General features: G+C 61.7%; 14 protein-coding genes. 4 read left to right on the top strand and 10 right to left on the bottom strand.

Going from position 1 to position 13,323, the window contains the following annotated elements; translation table 11 throughout:
• Position 1: 1 nt before the first annotated feature.
• Positions 2-394: a sulfurtransferase complex subunit TusD gene (gene tusD / locus AO240_RS23005; protein ID WP_099239716.1), complete on the bottom strand. Its 393-nt coding sequence runs from the start codon at positions 392-394 to the stop codon at positions 2-4.
• 297 nt (positions 395-691) lie between these two features.
• Entirely contained in the window at positions 692-1,186 is a 495-nt protein-coding gene (locus tag AO240_RS23000; protein ID WP_099239513.1) for a SprT family zinc-dependent metalloprotease, read from the bottom strand.
• 342 nt (positions 1,187-1,528) lie between these two features.
• On the opposite strand from AO240_RS23000, the gene ttcA reads away from it, so the two are divergent.
• Together ttcA and AO240_RS22990 are read left to right on the top strand one after the other, a co-directional pair.
• Complete coding sequence (gene ttcA / locus AO240_RS22995) at positions 1,529-2,353, top strand: tRNA 2-thiocytidine(32) synthetase TtcA (protein ID WP_058415477.1); 825 nt, start codon at positions 1,529-1,531, stop codon at positions 2,351-2,353.
• 67 nt (positions 2,354-2,420) lie between these two features.
• Complete coding sequence (locus tag AO240_RS22990) at positions 2,421-3,092, top strand: DNA-3-methyladenine glycosylase I (protein WP_099239511.1); 672 nt, start codon at positions 2,421-2,423, stop codon at positions 3,090-3,092.
• Positions 3,093-3,261: 169 nt separating this feature from the next.
• Here the strand turns inward: AO240_RS22990 and AO240_RS22985 are convergent, their stop codons facing one another.
• From AO240_RS22985 to arsC, 3 genes are read right to left on the bottom strand one after another with little or no spacing between them, the layout of a single operon-like run.
• Entirely contained in the window at positions 3,262-3,663 is a 402-nt protein-coding gene (locus AO240_RS22985) for a DUF2069 domain-containing protein (protein ID WP_099239509.1), read from the bottom strand.
• Positions 3,647-4,261 (bottom strand): NAD(P)H:quinone oxidoreductase, encoded by a 615-nt coding sequence (gene wrbA / locus AO240_RS22980; RefSeq protein ID WP_099239507.1) that lies wholly within the window; start codon positions 4,259-4,261, stop codon positions 3,647-3,649. The genes AO240_RS22985 and wrbA overlap by 17 nt, the downstream gene beginning before the upstream one ends.
• Positions 4,258-4,611 carry an arsenate reductase (glutaredoxin) gene (gene arsC, locus AO240_RS22975; protein ID WP_099239505.1) on the bottom strand — a complete coding sequence of 118 codons (354 nt, stop codon included), beginning with the start codon at positions 4,609-4,611 and terminating at the stop codon, positions 4,258-4,260. Before arsC ends, wrbA begins: the two co-directional genes overlap by 4 nt.
• Positions 4,612-4,728: 117 nt before the next feature.
• Here arsC and AO240_RS22970 point away from each other — a divergent pair, with 117 nt between their 5' ends.
• Positions 4,729-5,190, top strand: a complete 462-nt coding sequence (locus tag AO240_RS22970; RefSeq protein WP_099239503.1) for a TlpA disulfide reductase family protein — start codon at positions 4,729-4,731, stop codon at positions 5,188-5,190.
• A gap of 101 nt (positions 5,191-5,291) precedes the next feature.
• On the opposite strand, the gene AO240_RS22965 is transcribed toward AO240_RS22970, so the two are convergent.
• The 5 genes from AO240_RS22965 to AO240_RS22945 form a co-directional block, all read right to left on the bottom strand.
• Positions 5,292-5,696 (bottom strand): META domain-containing protein, encoded by a 405-nt coding sequence (locus tag AO240_RS22965; RefSeq protein WP_099239501.1) that lies wholly within the window; start codon positions 5,694-5,696, stop codon positions 5,292-5,294.
• The gene (locus tag AO240_RS22960; protein WP_099239499.1) at positions 5,693-6,133 is read right to left on the bottom strand and encodes a hypothetical protein; all 441 of its coding nucleotides are present in this window, start codon (positions 6,131-6,133) and stop codon (positions 5,693-5,695) included. The genes AO240_RS22965 and AO240_RS22960 overlap by 4 nt, the downstream gene beginning before the upstream one ends.
• 71 nt (positions 6,134-6,204) lie before the next feature.
• Positions 6,205-7,194 carry a 2-hydroxyacid dehydrogenase gene (locus tag AO240_RS22955; RefSeq protein WP_099239497.1) on the bottom strand — a complete coding sequence of 330 codons (990 nt, stop codon included), beginning with the start codon at positions 7,192-7,194 and terminating at the stop codon, positions 6,205-6,207.
• Positions 7,195-7,348: 154 nt separating this feature from the next.
• On the bottom strand, positions 7,349-10,102 hold the full coding sequence (locus AO240_RS22950; RefSeq protein WP_099239495.1) for a response regulator: 2,754 nt from the start codon (positions 10,100-10,102) through the stop codon (positions 7,349-7,351).
• 238 nt (positions 10,103-10,340) lie between these two features.
• On the bottom strand, positions 10,341-10,856 hold the full coding sequence (locus tag AO240_RS22945; protein WP_099239493.1) for a DUF2062 domain-containing protein: 516 nt from the start codon (positions 10,854-10,856) through the stop codon (positions 10,341-10,343).
• Positions 10,857-10,991: 135 nt separating this feature from the next.
• Between AO240_RS22945 and AO240_RS22940 the strand changes: the two genes are divergently transcribed.
• Positions 10,992-13,217: a DNA internalization-related competence protein ComEC/Rec2 gene (locus tag AO240_RS22940; RefSeq protein ID WP_099239491.1), complete on the top strand. Its 2,226-nt coding sequence runs from the start codon at positions 10,992-10,994 to the stop codon at positions 13,215-13,217.
• The last annotated feature ends 106 nt before the right edge of the window (positions 13,218-13,323 follow it).

Here is a 13,323-nt window from a genome sequence, read left to right as displayed (position 1 = left end):
GTCATGGCCCTCCAAAACAGATCAGGCGGTCGGCGGCCTGGGCGGCATCATGTAACTGCCCAAGGCCGGACAACGCCCATGGCGCATCCAGGTTCACCGCGCTGCGTTGGTAGCGTGTGGCTTCTTCGTTGTTGAGCACACCACGGCGCAAGGCGGCGGCGATACACACCACGCCGTCGAGCTGGTGCGCGCTGACGAACTCGCGCCATTGGCGGGCAATGTCTTGCTCATCCTGCGGCGTGACGATGTTATTGGCGGCGCTGTAAACGCCGTCCTGATAAAAAAACAGCCGCACAATCTCGTGGCCACCGGCAAGCACGGCTTGGGCGAACAGCAAGGCGCGGCGCGAGGAGGGCGCGTGGGCGGCGGAAAACAGCGCAATCGCGAACTTCATGGAAGACTCTGCAAGAAAACGTCGGCCAATGATAAAGCCGCCGCCGCGAAAAAGCCCGCCGTGATCAACGTGGGCGGCCATCGAGGCTAGCGGCGCGCGTCCAGGAACAAAAGCGCTTTTGTGGGAGCGGGCTTGCTCGCGATGGCATCAACTCGGTGTGCCTGATGGACCGAGGTGCCTGCATCGCGAGCAAGCCCGCTTCCAGATTTGACTGGATTCGGCCTGGGTGATCGGGCCAGCTTTCAGGCGCCTGTTGTTGATTTTGATCCTGGAAGCGCCCCGTTAAACCACGATGCCTCACTCGACGCGCGTTTCGCCGGTGAACACCAACGTCTGCCGGCACCGCCGACACAAATACCGCCGGCCCTGAGCCACCAAACCATGGCGCTGGGCTGAAAACGGGAAGTCGCTGTCGGCGCACGGGCATCGGTAAATGTAACGGGTTACCTGGCGGCGTTTCACCGCATAGGTGTGGCAGCGGTCCGGCGGCAGTTCGTAAACGCCGCGCATGATCAGCTGCCATTCCTCGCCATGCGGCTGAATGTGCTCGCCAAACAATTGGTGGGCAATCAGGTGCGCGACTTCGTGGGCCACGGTCTGCTTTAGAAAGTGTTGGCAGTTTTCACGGTAAAGCTGTGGGTTGAAACGCAGCAGGTTCTCGTGCAAATGCGCGACACCGGCCTTCTGGCCCCGCAGCTTGAGGCTGACCTGGGGGCGTTTGAAGCTTCGTTTGAAAAAGGATTCGGCTTGCTGGAAACAATCTTCGACGCGGGTATTGAGTGGCTCGGACATGCTGTACCTATCTCCAGAGACGCCCAGTATGCCGCAAAAGCGAATGTTTCCGAATCTGTCAGGCGCCGAATGGTCATGCTTAACGCACACAGCCACCTTGCGGTGGCCTTGCCTGAGGTTTTAAACCGGCAAGGCCTACGTTCAGCCCCCGCACAATACGACGGAGTACAACAAGTGATGGCCGGAGCACCTGTAGCGCATTAGAGCCAATTACCCTGTGAACATTGGCTTTAATCGCGGCGCGGTCGGTTGTCGGGTGCTCGATCGCATATTGGAACTTGCTCGCGCATACCGCTAAAATACTCGGCTTTTCGTCACACACCTCCAGCGGATCCTAGCGCCATGGGCACTCTTACGGTCAACCAGAACAAACTGCAAAAACGCCTGCGTCGCCTGGCCGGGGAAGCGGTCGCCGACTTCAACATGATCGAGGACGGCGACAAGGTCATGGTGTGCCTCTCCGGCGGCAAAGACAGCTACACCCTGCTTGACGTGCTGCTGCACCTGCAAAAGGTCGCGCCGATCACGTTCGGGATCGTCGCCGTCAACATGGACCAGAAACAACCAGGCTTTCCCGAAGACGTGCTGCCGGCCTACCTCAAAGGTTTGGGGGTCGAGTACCACATCGTCGAAAAAGACACCTATTCGGTGGTCAAGGAGCTGATCCCGGAAGGCAAGACCACCTGCTCACTGTGCTCGCGCCTGCGCCGTGGCACGCTCTACACGTTCGCCGATGAAATCGGCGCGACCAAGATGGCTTTGGGGCATCACCGCGATGACATCGTTGAGACGTTCTTCCTGAATATGTTTTTCAATGGCTCGCTCAAGGCGATGCCGCCCAAGCTGCGCGCCGATGACGGGCGCAACGTGGTGATTCGCCCGCTGGCCTATTGCAACGAGAAAGACATCCAGGCGTATTCGGATCTCAAGCAATTCCCGATCATCCCGTGCAACCTGTGTGGCTCGCAGGAAAACCTGCAGCGCCAAGTGGTCAAGGAGATGCTGCTGGACTGGGAGCGCAAGACCCCGGGGCGTACCGAAAGCATCTTCCGCAGCCTGCAGAATGTGCAGCCATCGCAATTGGCCGACCGCAACCTGTTCGACTTCACCAGCCTGCGCATCGATGAGACGGCCGCTTCGCGCTTCGTCAATGTAATGAACCTCTGAGCCTTTTCAACGCTCTGACACACGGCGCTTGCGGGCGCCGTTTTCAATTCAATTGCCAGGAGAGGGCATGCGCGATTACAAGTGGCTGCACGAATATTGTCTGAACCGCTTCGGTTCAGCGGCAAAGTTGGAAGCCCATCTGCCAGTGCCCAAAACCCCGGCGCAATTGCGCAAGATCAGCGCTGACCGCTACCTGTCGACCCTGGCGCTGCGGGTATTCCGCGCCGGGCTCAAGCACAGTGTGGTGGATGGCAAGTGGCCGGCGTTTGAGCAGGTGTTCTTCGGCTTCGACCCGGAAAAAGTCGTGCTGATGGGCGCAGAGCACCTGGAGCGCTTGATGCAGGACGCTCGCATCATTCGCCACCTGGGCAAGCTCAAGAGCGTGCCGCGCAATGCGCAGATGATCCTCGACATCGAACAGGAAAAAGGCAGCTTCGGCGCGTTTATCGCGGAGTGGCCGGTGACCGACATCGTCGGCTTGTGGAAGTACCTGAGCAAACACGGCCACCAACTCGGCGGGTTGTCGGCACCGCGCTTTCTGCGCATGGTCGGCAAGGATACGTTTGTGCCGAGCGATGACGTGGTCGCGGCGCTCAACGCGCAGAAGATCGTCGACAAGGCGCCGACCAGCCTGCGCGACCTGGCGACGGTGCAGGGCGCGTTCAACCAATGGCACGCCGAGAGCGGCCGGCCAATGTGTCAGTTATCGATGATGTTGGCTTACACCGTTAACCACTGATCAACGCAGTCTATGGCGAGCCGGCTTGCTCGCGATGGGCTGCATGGCAGCCCCAAACCAGACGGCGAATTTATACCTGGAAGAGTGCGGTTGCTGTACTGGGGCCGCTGCGCAGCCCAACGCGAGCAAGCCCGCTCGCCACAATTAGCGTGCTTTCAGTGAACAACAGTCATTGTGCCAACCGATTCAGCTGATGCCGCCAGCGCACATACAGCAGCGCAGTACAAAACACCGCCAGGCTCGCGAGCATTTCCAGCACGCCGAACCACTGGCGATTCGGGTCATACGCTGCCAGCGCGCCTTTGATGAAATACAGGTTCACCACAAAGCACAGCCACGAGTGCCCGCGCGCGCTGCCCTGCAATATCCCCGGCGCCAACACCAGCAGCGGCACCAGCTCGATCAGCAGGATGACCCACGGGCGTGCACCGTGCAGGTCGGCGACGAACAGGTAATACCCGCACAGCAAGCCCACCAAGGCAAAAAACGCCAGCAGGCTTAACACGCGTGCGGCTTTTACCCGTGGCGCCAGCCATGCTCGCGGCGGCAGGGCTTTAGGCTTGCTGGCCACTGCCGTTCCTCAGCAGCGTGGCGGTTTTGGCCAAGCGCAGGCCCAGTGCCCGGCACAAGGCGATCTCGTGCGGGTCGAGTGCGCGTTTGCCGTCTGCCCCGGAGTGATGGCTGGCGCCATACGGCGTACCACCGCCCTGAGTATCCAGCAGCGCCTGTTCACTGTAGGGCAGGCCGGTGATCAGCATGCCGTGGTGCAGCAACGGCAGCAGCATCGACATCAGCGTGGTTTCCTGGCCGCCGTGCAGGCTGGCGGTGGAGGTGAATACACCGGCCGGCTTGCCGACCAGCGCGCCGGTGAGCCACAGGTTGCTGGTGCCGTCGAGGAAGTACTTGAGCGGCGCGGCCATGTTGCCAAACCGCGTGGGGCTACCGAGGGCCAGGCCCGCGCAGTTTTTCAGATCATCCAGGCTGGCATACAGCGCGCCTTCCTGCGGGATACTCGGCGCCACGGCTTCGCACTCGGTGGAAATCGCCGGTACGGTGCGCAGCCGTGCTTCCAGCCCGCCTTGCTCGATACCGCGTGCAATCTGCCGGGCCATTTCGCTCACCGAGCCATTGCGGCTGTAATACAAGACCAGCACATACGCAGTCGTCACGGCAGAATCTCCAGCAGGTTCTCTGGCGGACGGCCAATGACGGCCTTGTCAGCGGTTTCCAGGATCGGGCGTTCCATCAGCTTGGGGTGCGCGGCGATGGCGGCGATCAATTGCGCTTCGCTGAGGCTGGCGTCAGCCAGGTTGAGGGTTGTGTATTCGTCTTCGCCGGTGCGCAGCAGTTGCCGCGCGCCGATCCCCAGCTTGCCGAGCAGGGCCTTTAATTGCGTGGCATCCAGCGGGGTTTCGAGGTAGCGCACCACACTCGGGTTGAGGCCACGCGCTTGCAGCAGTTCGAGCGCACCGCGTGATTTCGAGCAGCGCGGATTGTGATAAAGCGTCAGATCGGTCATGTGCGGGTCGCATCTTGCGTAAGGTGGCGGGTATTCTACCTGCGCAGCCACCTGTCCTTAAACCACAAGCGGCGACAGGTCGCAGCCAACGTTCATTTTTTTGCGAAGGATTACCCCATGACAAGGCGACTGATCGGTGCATTGGCGATCATCACAACCCTGCTGCTCAGCGGCTGCGGTAACGACTACGGCGTTGACCAATATGGCAAAAAAGTCGCCGCCGAACGCTTGGACAAGCAATGGGTAGTGGTCAACTACTGGGCCGAATGGTGCGGCCCGTGCCGCACCGAAATCCCGCAGCTGAATGCGTTGGCCGAGCAGCTGAAAGCGCAGAATGTAGGGGTGTTCGGGGTCAATTTCGATAATGTGCAGGGCGAGGAGTTGAAGGCTGCCAGCGAGAAGCTGGGCATCAAGTTCACCGTGTTGGCACAGAACCCTGAAGAGATTTTCGATATTCCGCGCAGCGAGGCGTTACCGGTGACCTACATCATTGATGACAAGGGCAAGGTACGCGAGCAGTTGATGGGCGAGCAGACGGCGGAAGGCGTGCTGGCCAAACTCAAAGCCTTGCGCGGTTAAAAGTGTGGGAGCGGGCTTGCTCGCGATGCAGGCACCTCGGACCATCAGGCATACCGAGTTGAGGCCATCGCGAGCAAGCCCGCTCCCACAGTTGGCCGCTATCAGCCTTCTTCCAGCCACAGGCGCAGAGGTTTGCCCTCGGCTGGCCAGAAACGCGTCTGCTCGATTGGCGAAATGTCCCAACGCTGCACGCCTTGCAGGGCCTGGAAGAAGCGCTGTTCCTGCTCCATCAAGGCCTCGGCGCAGCGTTTGCGGGTGCTGCCGATCTTGCCGAAACTAAGCTTTTGACCGGCCACGGTGTAGGGCGCGAACCAGTGGTTGCAGCCGCCGTTACCGTAGGCGCGACCATCAGCGCCGAGGGTGACGGTCAGGTGCGCGTAATCCATCAGTGGCCGTTCACCGATCCATTCCACCACGTAGCTGTGGTCCTGCTTGAGCTTTACCGCATCACCGGCGCAACCGGCCAGGGCTGCACCGATCACAGCGAGCAGCAGCGGGCCTCTCACAACGCGGCCTGCTGGCATTTCGGGCAGCGGTGCTGGTCGCCCTCGGTCGCCCAGCCCAAGGCGTTGATGCGCGCAGTGGCGGCCGGTTGCAACGGCTCTTTGGTCAGTTTGGTTTCTACCGCGAATTCAAACTCGAGCACGCTGTCGCAACTGTCGCAGTTGACCTTCCAGGTGTGAATCTCGAGTTCGCCAAACTTCGGCCCCTGGGCCATGGCGACCCATTGGCCCGCCGGGCGGATGGAGTAACGCGCATCACCTTCGACGGTCAGGCGCATCGACAGGGTTTTACTGCCGCGCAGGGTGACGATCATTACGTCGCCATGCTTGATCGAACCACCGTTGCCAGTGACCTGGTAGCGGCCCGGCACCAGGGCGCGGCATTCGATCAGGGTGTGTTGCGGGCTCAGCAAGCTGAAGCGGAAATCGTGTTCGGCCATGGATCCTCCAAATAGGCGCGGCATCCTATCACGGGTGCCGACCTATCATGGGCCTGGTATGTGACCGCTGATCAACCTTCGACGAGGTTCTGCGGCTGGCCCGCGGCCCACGCGGCAATGTTGGCCAACGTGGTGCCGGCAATCGCCGCAAGGGCCTCACGCGTGAGGAACGCCTGGTGCGCGGTAATGATCACGTTGGGGAAGGTGAGCAGGCGCGCAAGTACGTCGTCTTGCAGGGGCAGGTCCGAACGGTCCTCGAAAAACAGTTGGGCTTCTTCTTCGTACACATCCAGGCCCAAATAGCCGAGTTGGCCGTCCTTGAGCGCGTCGATCAGCGCGGGCGTATGCACCAAGCCGCCGCGACCGGTGTTGATCAGCATCGCGCCGGGTTGCATCCGCGCCAGGGAGTTGGCGTTGATCAGGTGTTTACTGTCGGCGGTCAGCGGGCAGTGCAGGCTGATGATCTGCGCCTGCGCGAGTAGCTCGGCAAGGCTCACATAGCGGGCGCCGAGGGCCTCAACCTGCGGGTTGGGGAAGGGGTCGAAGGCGAGTAATTGGCAGCCGAAACCGGCCATGATTTTGGCAAAGGTCGCGCCGATTTGCCCGGTGCCGACCACGCCGACGGTTTTGCCGACCACGTCGAAGCCGGTCAGCCCGTGCAGGCTGAAATCGCCATCGCGGGTGCGGTTGTAGGCACGGTGCAGGCGGCGGTTGAGGGCGAGGATCAGTGCCACGGCATGCTCGGCCACCGCGTGCGGCGAATAGGCCGGCACGCGCGCGACGGCCAGCCCGAAGCGCTTGGCGGCGGGCAAGTCGACATGGTTGTAACCGGCCGAGCGCAAGGCAATCAGGCGCGTGCCGCCTTTGGCCAGTTGTTCCAGCACCGGCGCGCTGAGGTCATCGTTGATAAACGCGCACACCACTGCGTGGTGTTCAGCCAGGGCCACGGTGTCGAGGTTCAGCCGGGCCGGCTGAAAGTGCAGTTCAACGCCTGCCGGCAGCGGCTCGCCGATAAAGCTGTCGCGGTCATAGGCCTGGCTGCTGAAAAGAATCACGCGCATAAAAATAGCTCCCTGCAGTTCCGATTTCGCAAGCCCAACGCGGTCAACTGTGGGAGCGGGCTTGCTCGCGATGGCCTCAACGCGGTGTGCCTGATGGTTCGAGGTGACTGCATCGCGAGCAAGCCCGCTCCCACAAAGTTTAACGTTACGACGTTCAAACGCTGACGCGCGCCTCCCGAGCCAGTCGGGCAATCGCCATGTCCAGCTCGTCCAACGCCGCCATGGCTTTGCCGTCGTTTTGCTTGAGCAGGGTTTCTGCGCGATGGCAAGCGGCGCGCAATTGCGGTACGCCGCAGTAGCGGGTGGCGCCGTGCAGGCGGTGCACGCGTTCGATCAGCGCATTGTTGTCATTCGCTTCACGGGCGACGTTTATCGCCTGGCGGTCGGCTTCCAGAGAGGCCAGCAGCATGGCGAGCATGTCCGCCGCCAGGTCAGTCTTGTTGGCGGCCAGGCGCAGGCCTTCCTCGTGGTCCAGCACCAGCAGTTGCACCCCGTTGCCCAAACCTTCGTGGGTACGTTCCGGCCCCTGATTGCGTAGCGCAAGCCCGGTCCACTTCAACACCACCTGCGCCAGTTGCCGTTCGCTGATCGGTTTGGTCAGGTAGTCGTCCATGCCGCTTTGCAGCAGGGCGCGTTTTTCGTTGGCCATGGCGTGGGCGGTGAGGGCGACCACCGGCAATGGCGTACCGTGGCGCTCGCTTTCCCATTGGCGGATCGCCTCGGTGCTTTGGCGGCCGTCCATGCCAGGCATTTGTACGTCCATCAATACCAGGTCGAAGGTCTCCTGTTTGACCGCGTCGATGGCAGCGTAGCCGCTTTCCACCGCATGCACCTTGGCGCCCATGTCTTCGAGCAGGGTTTGCACCAGCAGCAGGTTCGCCGGGTTGTCGTCCACGCACAGTACACGCGGTGCGCGGCTGCCCAGCGGCTCGCCGGGCTCGTTGCGCAACGGGCGCGGGCTGATCAGGTCGGCGAGGGCGCGGCGCAGTTTGCGCGTACACGCAGGCTTGGCTTGCAATTGGCTGTTGGGGTTGGGCACCGATTGGTTGAACAGCATCTGTTCGGTGGTCGGGCACAACACCAGCACTTTGCAGCCCAAGTGCTCAAGGTCCCACAGGTGCTGGTTGAGGCGTTCCGGCGGAATATCGTTGGCGGTCACGCCGAGCACGGCGAGGTCAATCGCCTGTTCTGTCTGATGCGCGCTGGTGATGCCGTTGGTCAGGCTTTCGAGGGTGTTGAACGGCGTGACCTCCAGGCCGCAGTCTTCCAACTGGTGTTGCAGGGCCTGGCGCGCCAGTTCGTGGTTTTCCAGCACCGCCACGCGGCGACCCAGCAGCGGCGCGCAGGGCAGGTCTTCGACGTCGTCGCGGGTTTTCGGCAAGTTCAGGCTGATCCAGAACTCCGAACCTTCGCCCGGCGTGCTGTCTACACCGATTTCACCGCCCATTTGCTCGATCAATCGCTTGGAGATCACCAGGCCCAGGCCAGTACCGCCGGGCTGGCGCGACAGCGAGTTGTCGGCCTGGCTGAACGCCTGGAACAGCGCGCGCACATCCTGATTGGACAGGCCAATGCCGGTGTCCTGCACGCTGATGCGCAGTTGTACGCTGTCTTCCTGTTCGTCCTCGACCATCGCGCGGGCGACGATGGTGCCTTCGCGGGTGAATTTGATCGCGTTGCTGATCAGGTTGGTGAGGATCTGCCTGAGGCGCAGCGGGTCGCCGACCAGCGCCAGTGGGGTGTCGCGGTACACCAGGCTGACCAGTTCCAACTGTTTGGCATGCGCGGCCGGGGCGAGGATGGTCAGGGTGTCTTGCAGCAGGTCGCGCAAGTTGAAAGGCACGCTGTCGAGGACCAGCTTGCCGGCTTCGATTTTCGAAAAATCGAGGATCTCGTTGATGATGCCCAGCAGGTTGTCGGCGGATTTTTCGATAGTGCCCAAGTAATCCAGCTGACGCGGTGACAGCTCGCTTTTTTGCAGCAAGTGGGTAAAGCCGAGGATGCCGTTAAGCGGGGTGCGGATTTCATGGCTCATGTTGGCCAGGAATTCTGACTTGATACGGCTGGCCTCCAGCGCTTCCTTACGCGCCAGGTCCAGCTCGATGTTCTGGATCTCGATGGTTTCCAGGTTCTGGCGCACGTCTTCAGTGGCCTGATCGATGCTGTGTTGCAGCTCTTCCTGGGCATTTTGCAAGGTGCCGGCCATGCGATTGATGCCCGAGGCCAATTGGTCCAGCTCCTGGCTGCCCAGCGGCGGCAAGCGCGTTTCCAGGTTACCGTCCTTGAGCTGGGCCACGGCTTGTTTGATCAGGCCAATCGGCGCATTGATCGTGCGGCTGATGCGCAGCGCCAGGGCGGCGGTGCATATCAAGCCAATGGCGATCAACAGCAAGCTGGCGAACAGGCTGCGATAACCGCGCAGCAGCATGCCATTGTGCGACAGTTCCAGCTCGACCCAGCCCAGCAGACGGTCGGCTTCGTCGGGGATCAGTTCACCGGCGAGGTTGCGATGGCGGCCAAATACCGGCAGCAGGTAGCGTGTGGCGTCATTGCCGGTGCGTTGCAGCAAGTGGGAACTGTTGCCGACCGGCTGTTGGTTGAGCATCGTCGGGCCGGCGTGGGCCAGCGGCGAGCGATCCGGCGCCAGGAACGACACCGCGCGCACGTCCTGCTGATCCAGCGATTGAGTGGCGATCCGTTCGAGCAAGTCGGTGTTTTTACTGCTCAAGGCCGGGGCCACCAGCGGCGCCAATTGCTCTGCAATCATTTCGCCGCGTTGCAGCAATTGGCTTTGCAGCTCCGACAGCTGCATCCAGGTGAAATAGCCCCCCAACAACAGGGCCATCAGGCTGGTCGGTAATAAAGTCAGCAACAGTACGCGGCCTTTTATCCCCATTCTTCTAAGCACGCCACTCTCCTGCTACCACATTGATGTCAATGACTCACGCAGGCATCCGGCCCGCGCCACCTGCGCAGTGTAGCCATTTGCGAGGTCTGGAATCTCGCAAATTAATGACATATGGCAATGTTGGGGCATTCAAATCGGCTTGCGTTTGAGCATTGCGCTCAATGGCGTGCAGCGGCGGGGAGGTTGCTTGTGTGCACACAACACGCGGATGCGACCGCGTCTGTTGAGGGGTTATTGCTCAAGCACGGCGCTGTTTGCGCTTGTTCCATTGGTGTGCGACCCACCAGCGCCAGTAGCCCATGGTCAGGCAATAGGCCAGCGCGCCTAACACCAGGCCCAACACCACCGAACCCAGCAGGAACGGCTGCCACAACGTACTCAACTGGCCGCTGATCCATTCCCAGGTCAGGTTGTCGGGCAGGCTGCGCGGCGGCACATTCATCAGCCAGGCGCCGGTCAGGTAGGTGCAGAAAAACACCACCGGCATGGTGATCGGGTTGGTCAGCCACACCAGGCTGATGGCGATGGGCATATTGCCGCGCACGGCAATCGCGAGGATCGCCGCCAACAACATTTGCATTGGAATGGGGATAAAGGCCGCGAACAAACCCACCGCCATTGCGCGTGCCACCGAGTGCCGGTTCAGGTGCCAAAGGTTAGGGTCATGCAGCAGCGTGCCGAGAAATCGTAAGGACTTGTGTTCCCTGATACTCACGGGATCGGGCATGTACCGTTTGAATAGGCGCCGGGGCATAAGGGGTCCAGGTCAGTTCGAGGGGCAAGTATGCCCGCATTCCATAAACAGAAAATTCAGACTTTGTGACAAAACATCATAGGCCGTACTCGACGTTCGACTAAAACTGAGTGGATCACTTGAAAGGGATGATTCATGAGAACTGGGATGTTCGCGCTCGGGCTTGGCTTGCTGTCGTTGCGATTTTTACCGGCACTGCCGCCTACGGGTTGGCTGCTGGCCCTGTTGGTACTGGCATTGATGCTGTTGCCGTTTCGCACTTACCCCGTGGCGTTCTTCCTGCTGGGCGTGAGTTGGGCCTGCCTGAGCGCGCAAGCGGCCTTGGAGGATCGCCTCACGCCTGCGCTGGACGGCCAGACGCGCTGGGTAGAAGGCCGAGTCATCGGGTTACCGCAACAGACGAGCACCGGGGTACGTTTTGAGTTATCCGACAGTTGGTCGCGCAACGCTCAATTACCCAAGCGCATCCGTGTGTCCTGGCACGGCGGCCCGCCGGTACACAGCGGCGAGCGTTGGCGCCTTGCGCTCAAATTGAAGCGGCCGTCAGGGTTGCTTAATTTTCATGGCTTTGATCACGAGGCCTGGCTGCTGGCCCAACGCATCGGCGCAACCGCCTCGGTGAAAGATGGCCAGCGCCTGGCGCCAGCCCGCAACGCGTGGCGCGATGGCGTGCGGCAACGCCTGCAAGCGCTGGATGCTCAAGGCCGTGAGGCGGGTTTGGCGGCGCTGGTGCTGGGCGACGGTTCGGGGCTGGGTGTTGAGGATTGGCAGATTCTACAAGACACCGGCACGGTGCATCTGCTGGTGATTTCCGGCCAACACATCGGTTTACTGGCGGGTTTGATCTACGGGTTGGTGGCGGGGCTGGCGCGTTATGGTTTTTGGCCGCGAGCCTTGCCGTGGCTGCCGTGGGCGTGCGGCCTGGCGTTCGCCGCAGCGCTGGGTTACGGCTTGCTGGCGGGATTCGGCGTGCCGGTACAGCGGGCGTGCGTGATGGCCGGGCTGGTATTGCTGTGGCGTTTGCGCTTTCGGCACCTGGGCGTGTGGTGGCCGTTATTGTTGGCGCTCATTGCGGTGCTGGTGCTTGAGCCCTTGGCCAGTTTGCAACCTGGGTTCTGGCTGTCATTTGCCGCGGTCGCGGTTCTGCTGCTGACGTTCAGCGGGCGTCTGGGGCCGTGGAACCTGTGGCAAGTGTGGGCGCGCCCGCAATGGCTGATTGCCATCGGCTTGTTGCCGGTCTTGCTGGTGCTCGGCTTGCCGATCAGCCTCACTGCGCCGGTGGCCAATCTGTTTGCCGTGCCGTGGATCAGCGTGGTGGTGTTGCCGTTGGCACTGCTGGGGACCGCGTTGCTGGCGGTGCCTGTTGTCGGGGAGGGCTTGCTGTGGCTGGCCGGCGGGGCACTGAATGGGCTGTTCAGCGGCTTGGCGCTGCTGGCCGAGCAACGCCCGGCCTGGATACCGGCGCAGGTGCCTACCGGTTATTGGTGGGTAAGTCTGGCGGGCGCGGTGTTATTACTGTTGCCCAATGGCGTGCCGTTTCGGCTGCTCGGCTGGCCAATGCTGTTGCTCGCCCTCTACCCACCGCGAGCGCTGGTGCCGCACGGGCAGGTGGAGGTGGTGCAGTTGGACGTCGGCCAAGGCCTGGCGTTGATTCTGCGCACGCGTCATCACACATTGCTCTACGACGCTGGGCCGCGCTCCGGGGACTTTGATCTCGGCGCACGCGTGGTATTGCCATCCTTGAGAAAACTCGGGGTGAGCGCGTTGGACATGATGGTCATCAGCCACGCCCACGCCGATCACGCAGGCGGTGCGGCGGCTGTTGCGCGTGCGCTTGCGGTAAAACGGGTGGTGGGCGGAGAGACCCAAGGGCTGCCGGTAGTGCTGGGCACCCAGGCGTGCATCAGCGGTGAACAGTGGGAGTGGGATGGCGTGGTATTTGAGCTGTGGCAGTGGCCTGGAGCCACTAGCAGCAATCCGAAGTCCTGCGTGTTGCAGGTTCAGGCCAATGGCGAGCGCTTGCTGCTGACCGGTGATATTGACCGCGCGGCTGAACGCGCGCTGCTCGACTCACCCCTGGCGGTGCCCACCGATTGGCTGCAAGCCCCTCACCATGGCAGCCGTAGCTCTTCTTCCGAGGCTTTTATACAGCGCCTGGCGCCCAAGTCGGTGTTGATTTCCCGAGGCCGTGGTAACGCCTTTGGTCACCCGCATCCGCAAGTGCTGACGCGTTATCAAGCAGTCGGCAGCCTTGTCTATGACAGCGCCGAGCAGGGTGCCATCCGCCTGCAACTGGGGGCCTTCAAGCCGCCTGACGTTGCGCGAAGTCAACGACGTTTCTGGCGCGAAGCGTTACCGTAATCACGCGTTACCAAAGACCAGGGCCGGCTACGCGCGGGTGTGTGGCCGACGAACCCCGCTGGCGAACCTATATGGTAAAGTGGCGCACTTTTTCGAGGGGACATTC

Origin of the sequence: Pseudomonas sp. ICMP 460, from assembly GCF_002723595.1 — a bacterium.
GTDB classification, from domain to species: Bacteria; Pseudomonadota; Gammaproteobacteria; order Pseudomonadales; family Pseudomonadaceae; genus Aquipseudomonas; species Aquipseudomonas kitaguniensis.
Note: the sequence above shows the minus strand (reverse complement) of the source record. Positions and strands in the feature narration are given on the sequence as shown.

Bases quoted from the DNA above. Each gene is read 5' to 3' on its own strand.
- AO240_RS22970 (WP_099239503.1), top strand. From the start codon at position 4,729: ATGACAAGGCGACTGATCGGTGCATTGGCGATCATCACAACCCTGCTG.
- AO240_RS22955 (WP_099239497.1), bottom strand. From the start codon at position 7,194: ATGCGCGTGATTCTTTTCAGCAGCCAGGCCTATGACCGCGACAGCTTT.
- AO240_RS22940 (WP_099239491.1), top strand. From the start codon at position 10,992: ATGAGAACTGGGATGTTCGCGCTCGGGCTTGGCTTGCTGTCGTTGCGA.
- AO240_RS22945 (WP_099239493.1), bottom strand. From the start codon at position 10,856: ATGCCCCGGCGCCTATTCAAACGGTACATGCCCGATCCCGTGAGTATC.
- AO240_RS22960 (WP_099239499.1), bottom strand. From the start codon at position 6,133: ATGGCCGAACACGATTTCCGCTTCAGCTTGCTGAGCCCGCAACACACC.
- arsC (WP_099239505.1), bottom strand. From the start codon at position 4,611: ATGACCGATCTGACGCTTTATCACAATCCGCGCTGCTCGAAATCACGC.
- AO240_RS22990 (WP_099239511.1), top strand. From the start codon at position 2,421: ATGCGCGATTACAAGTGGCTGCACGAATATTGTCTGAACCGCTTCGGT.
- AO240_RS23000 (WP_099239513.1), bottom strand. From the start codon at position 1,186: ATGTCCGAGCCACTCAATACCCGCGTCGAAGATTGTTTCCAGCAAGCC.
- ttcA (WP_058415477.1), top strand. From the start codon at position 1,529: ATGGGCACTCTTACGGTCAACCAGAACAAACTGCAAAAACGCCTGCGT.
- tusD (WP_099239716.1), bottom strand. From the start codon at position 394: ATGAAGTTCGCGATTGCGCTGTTTTCCGCCGCCCACGCGCCCTCCTCG.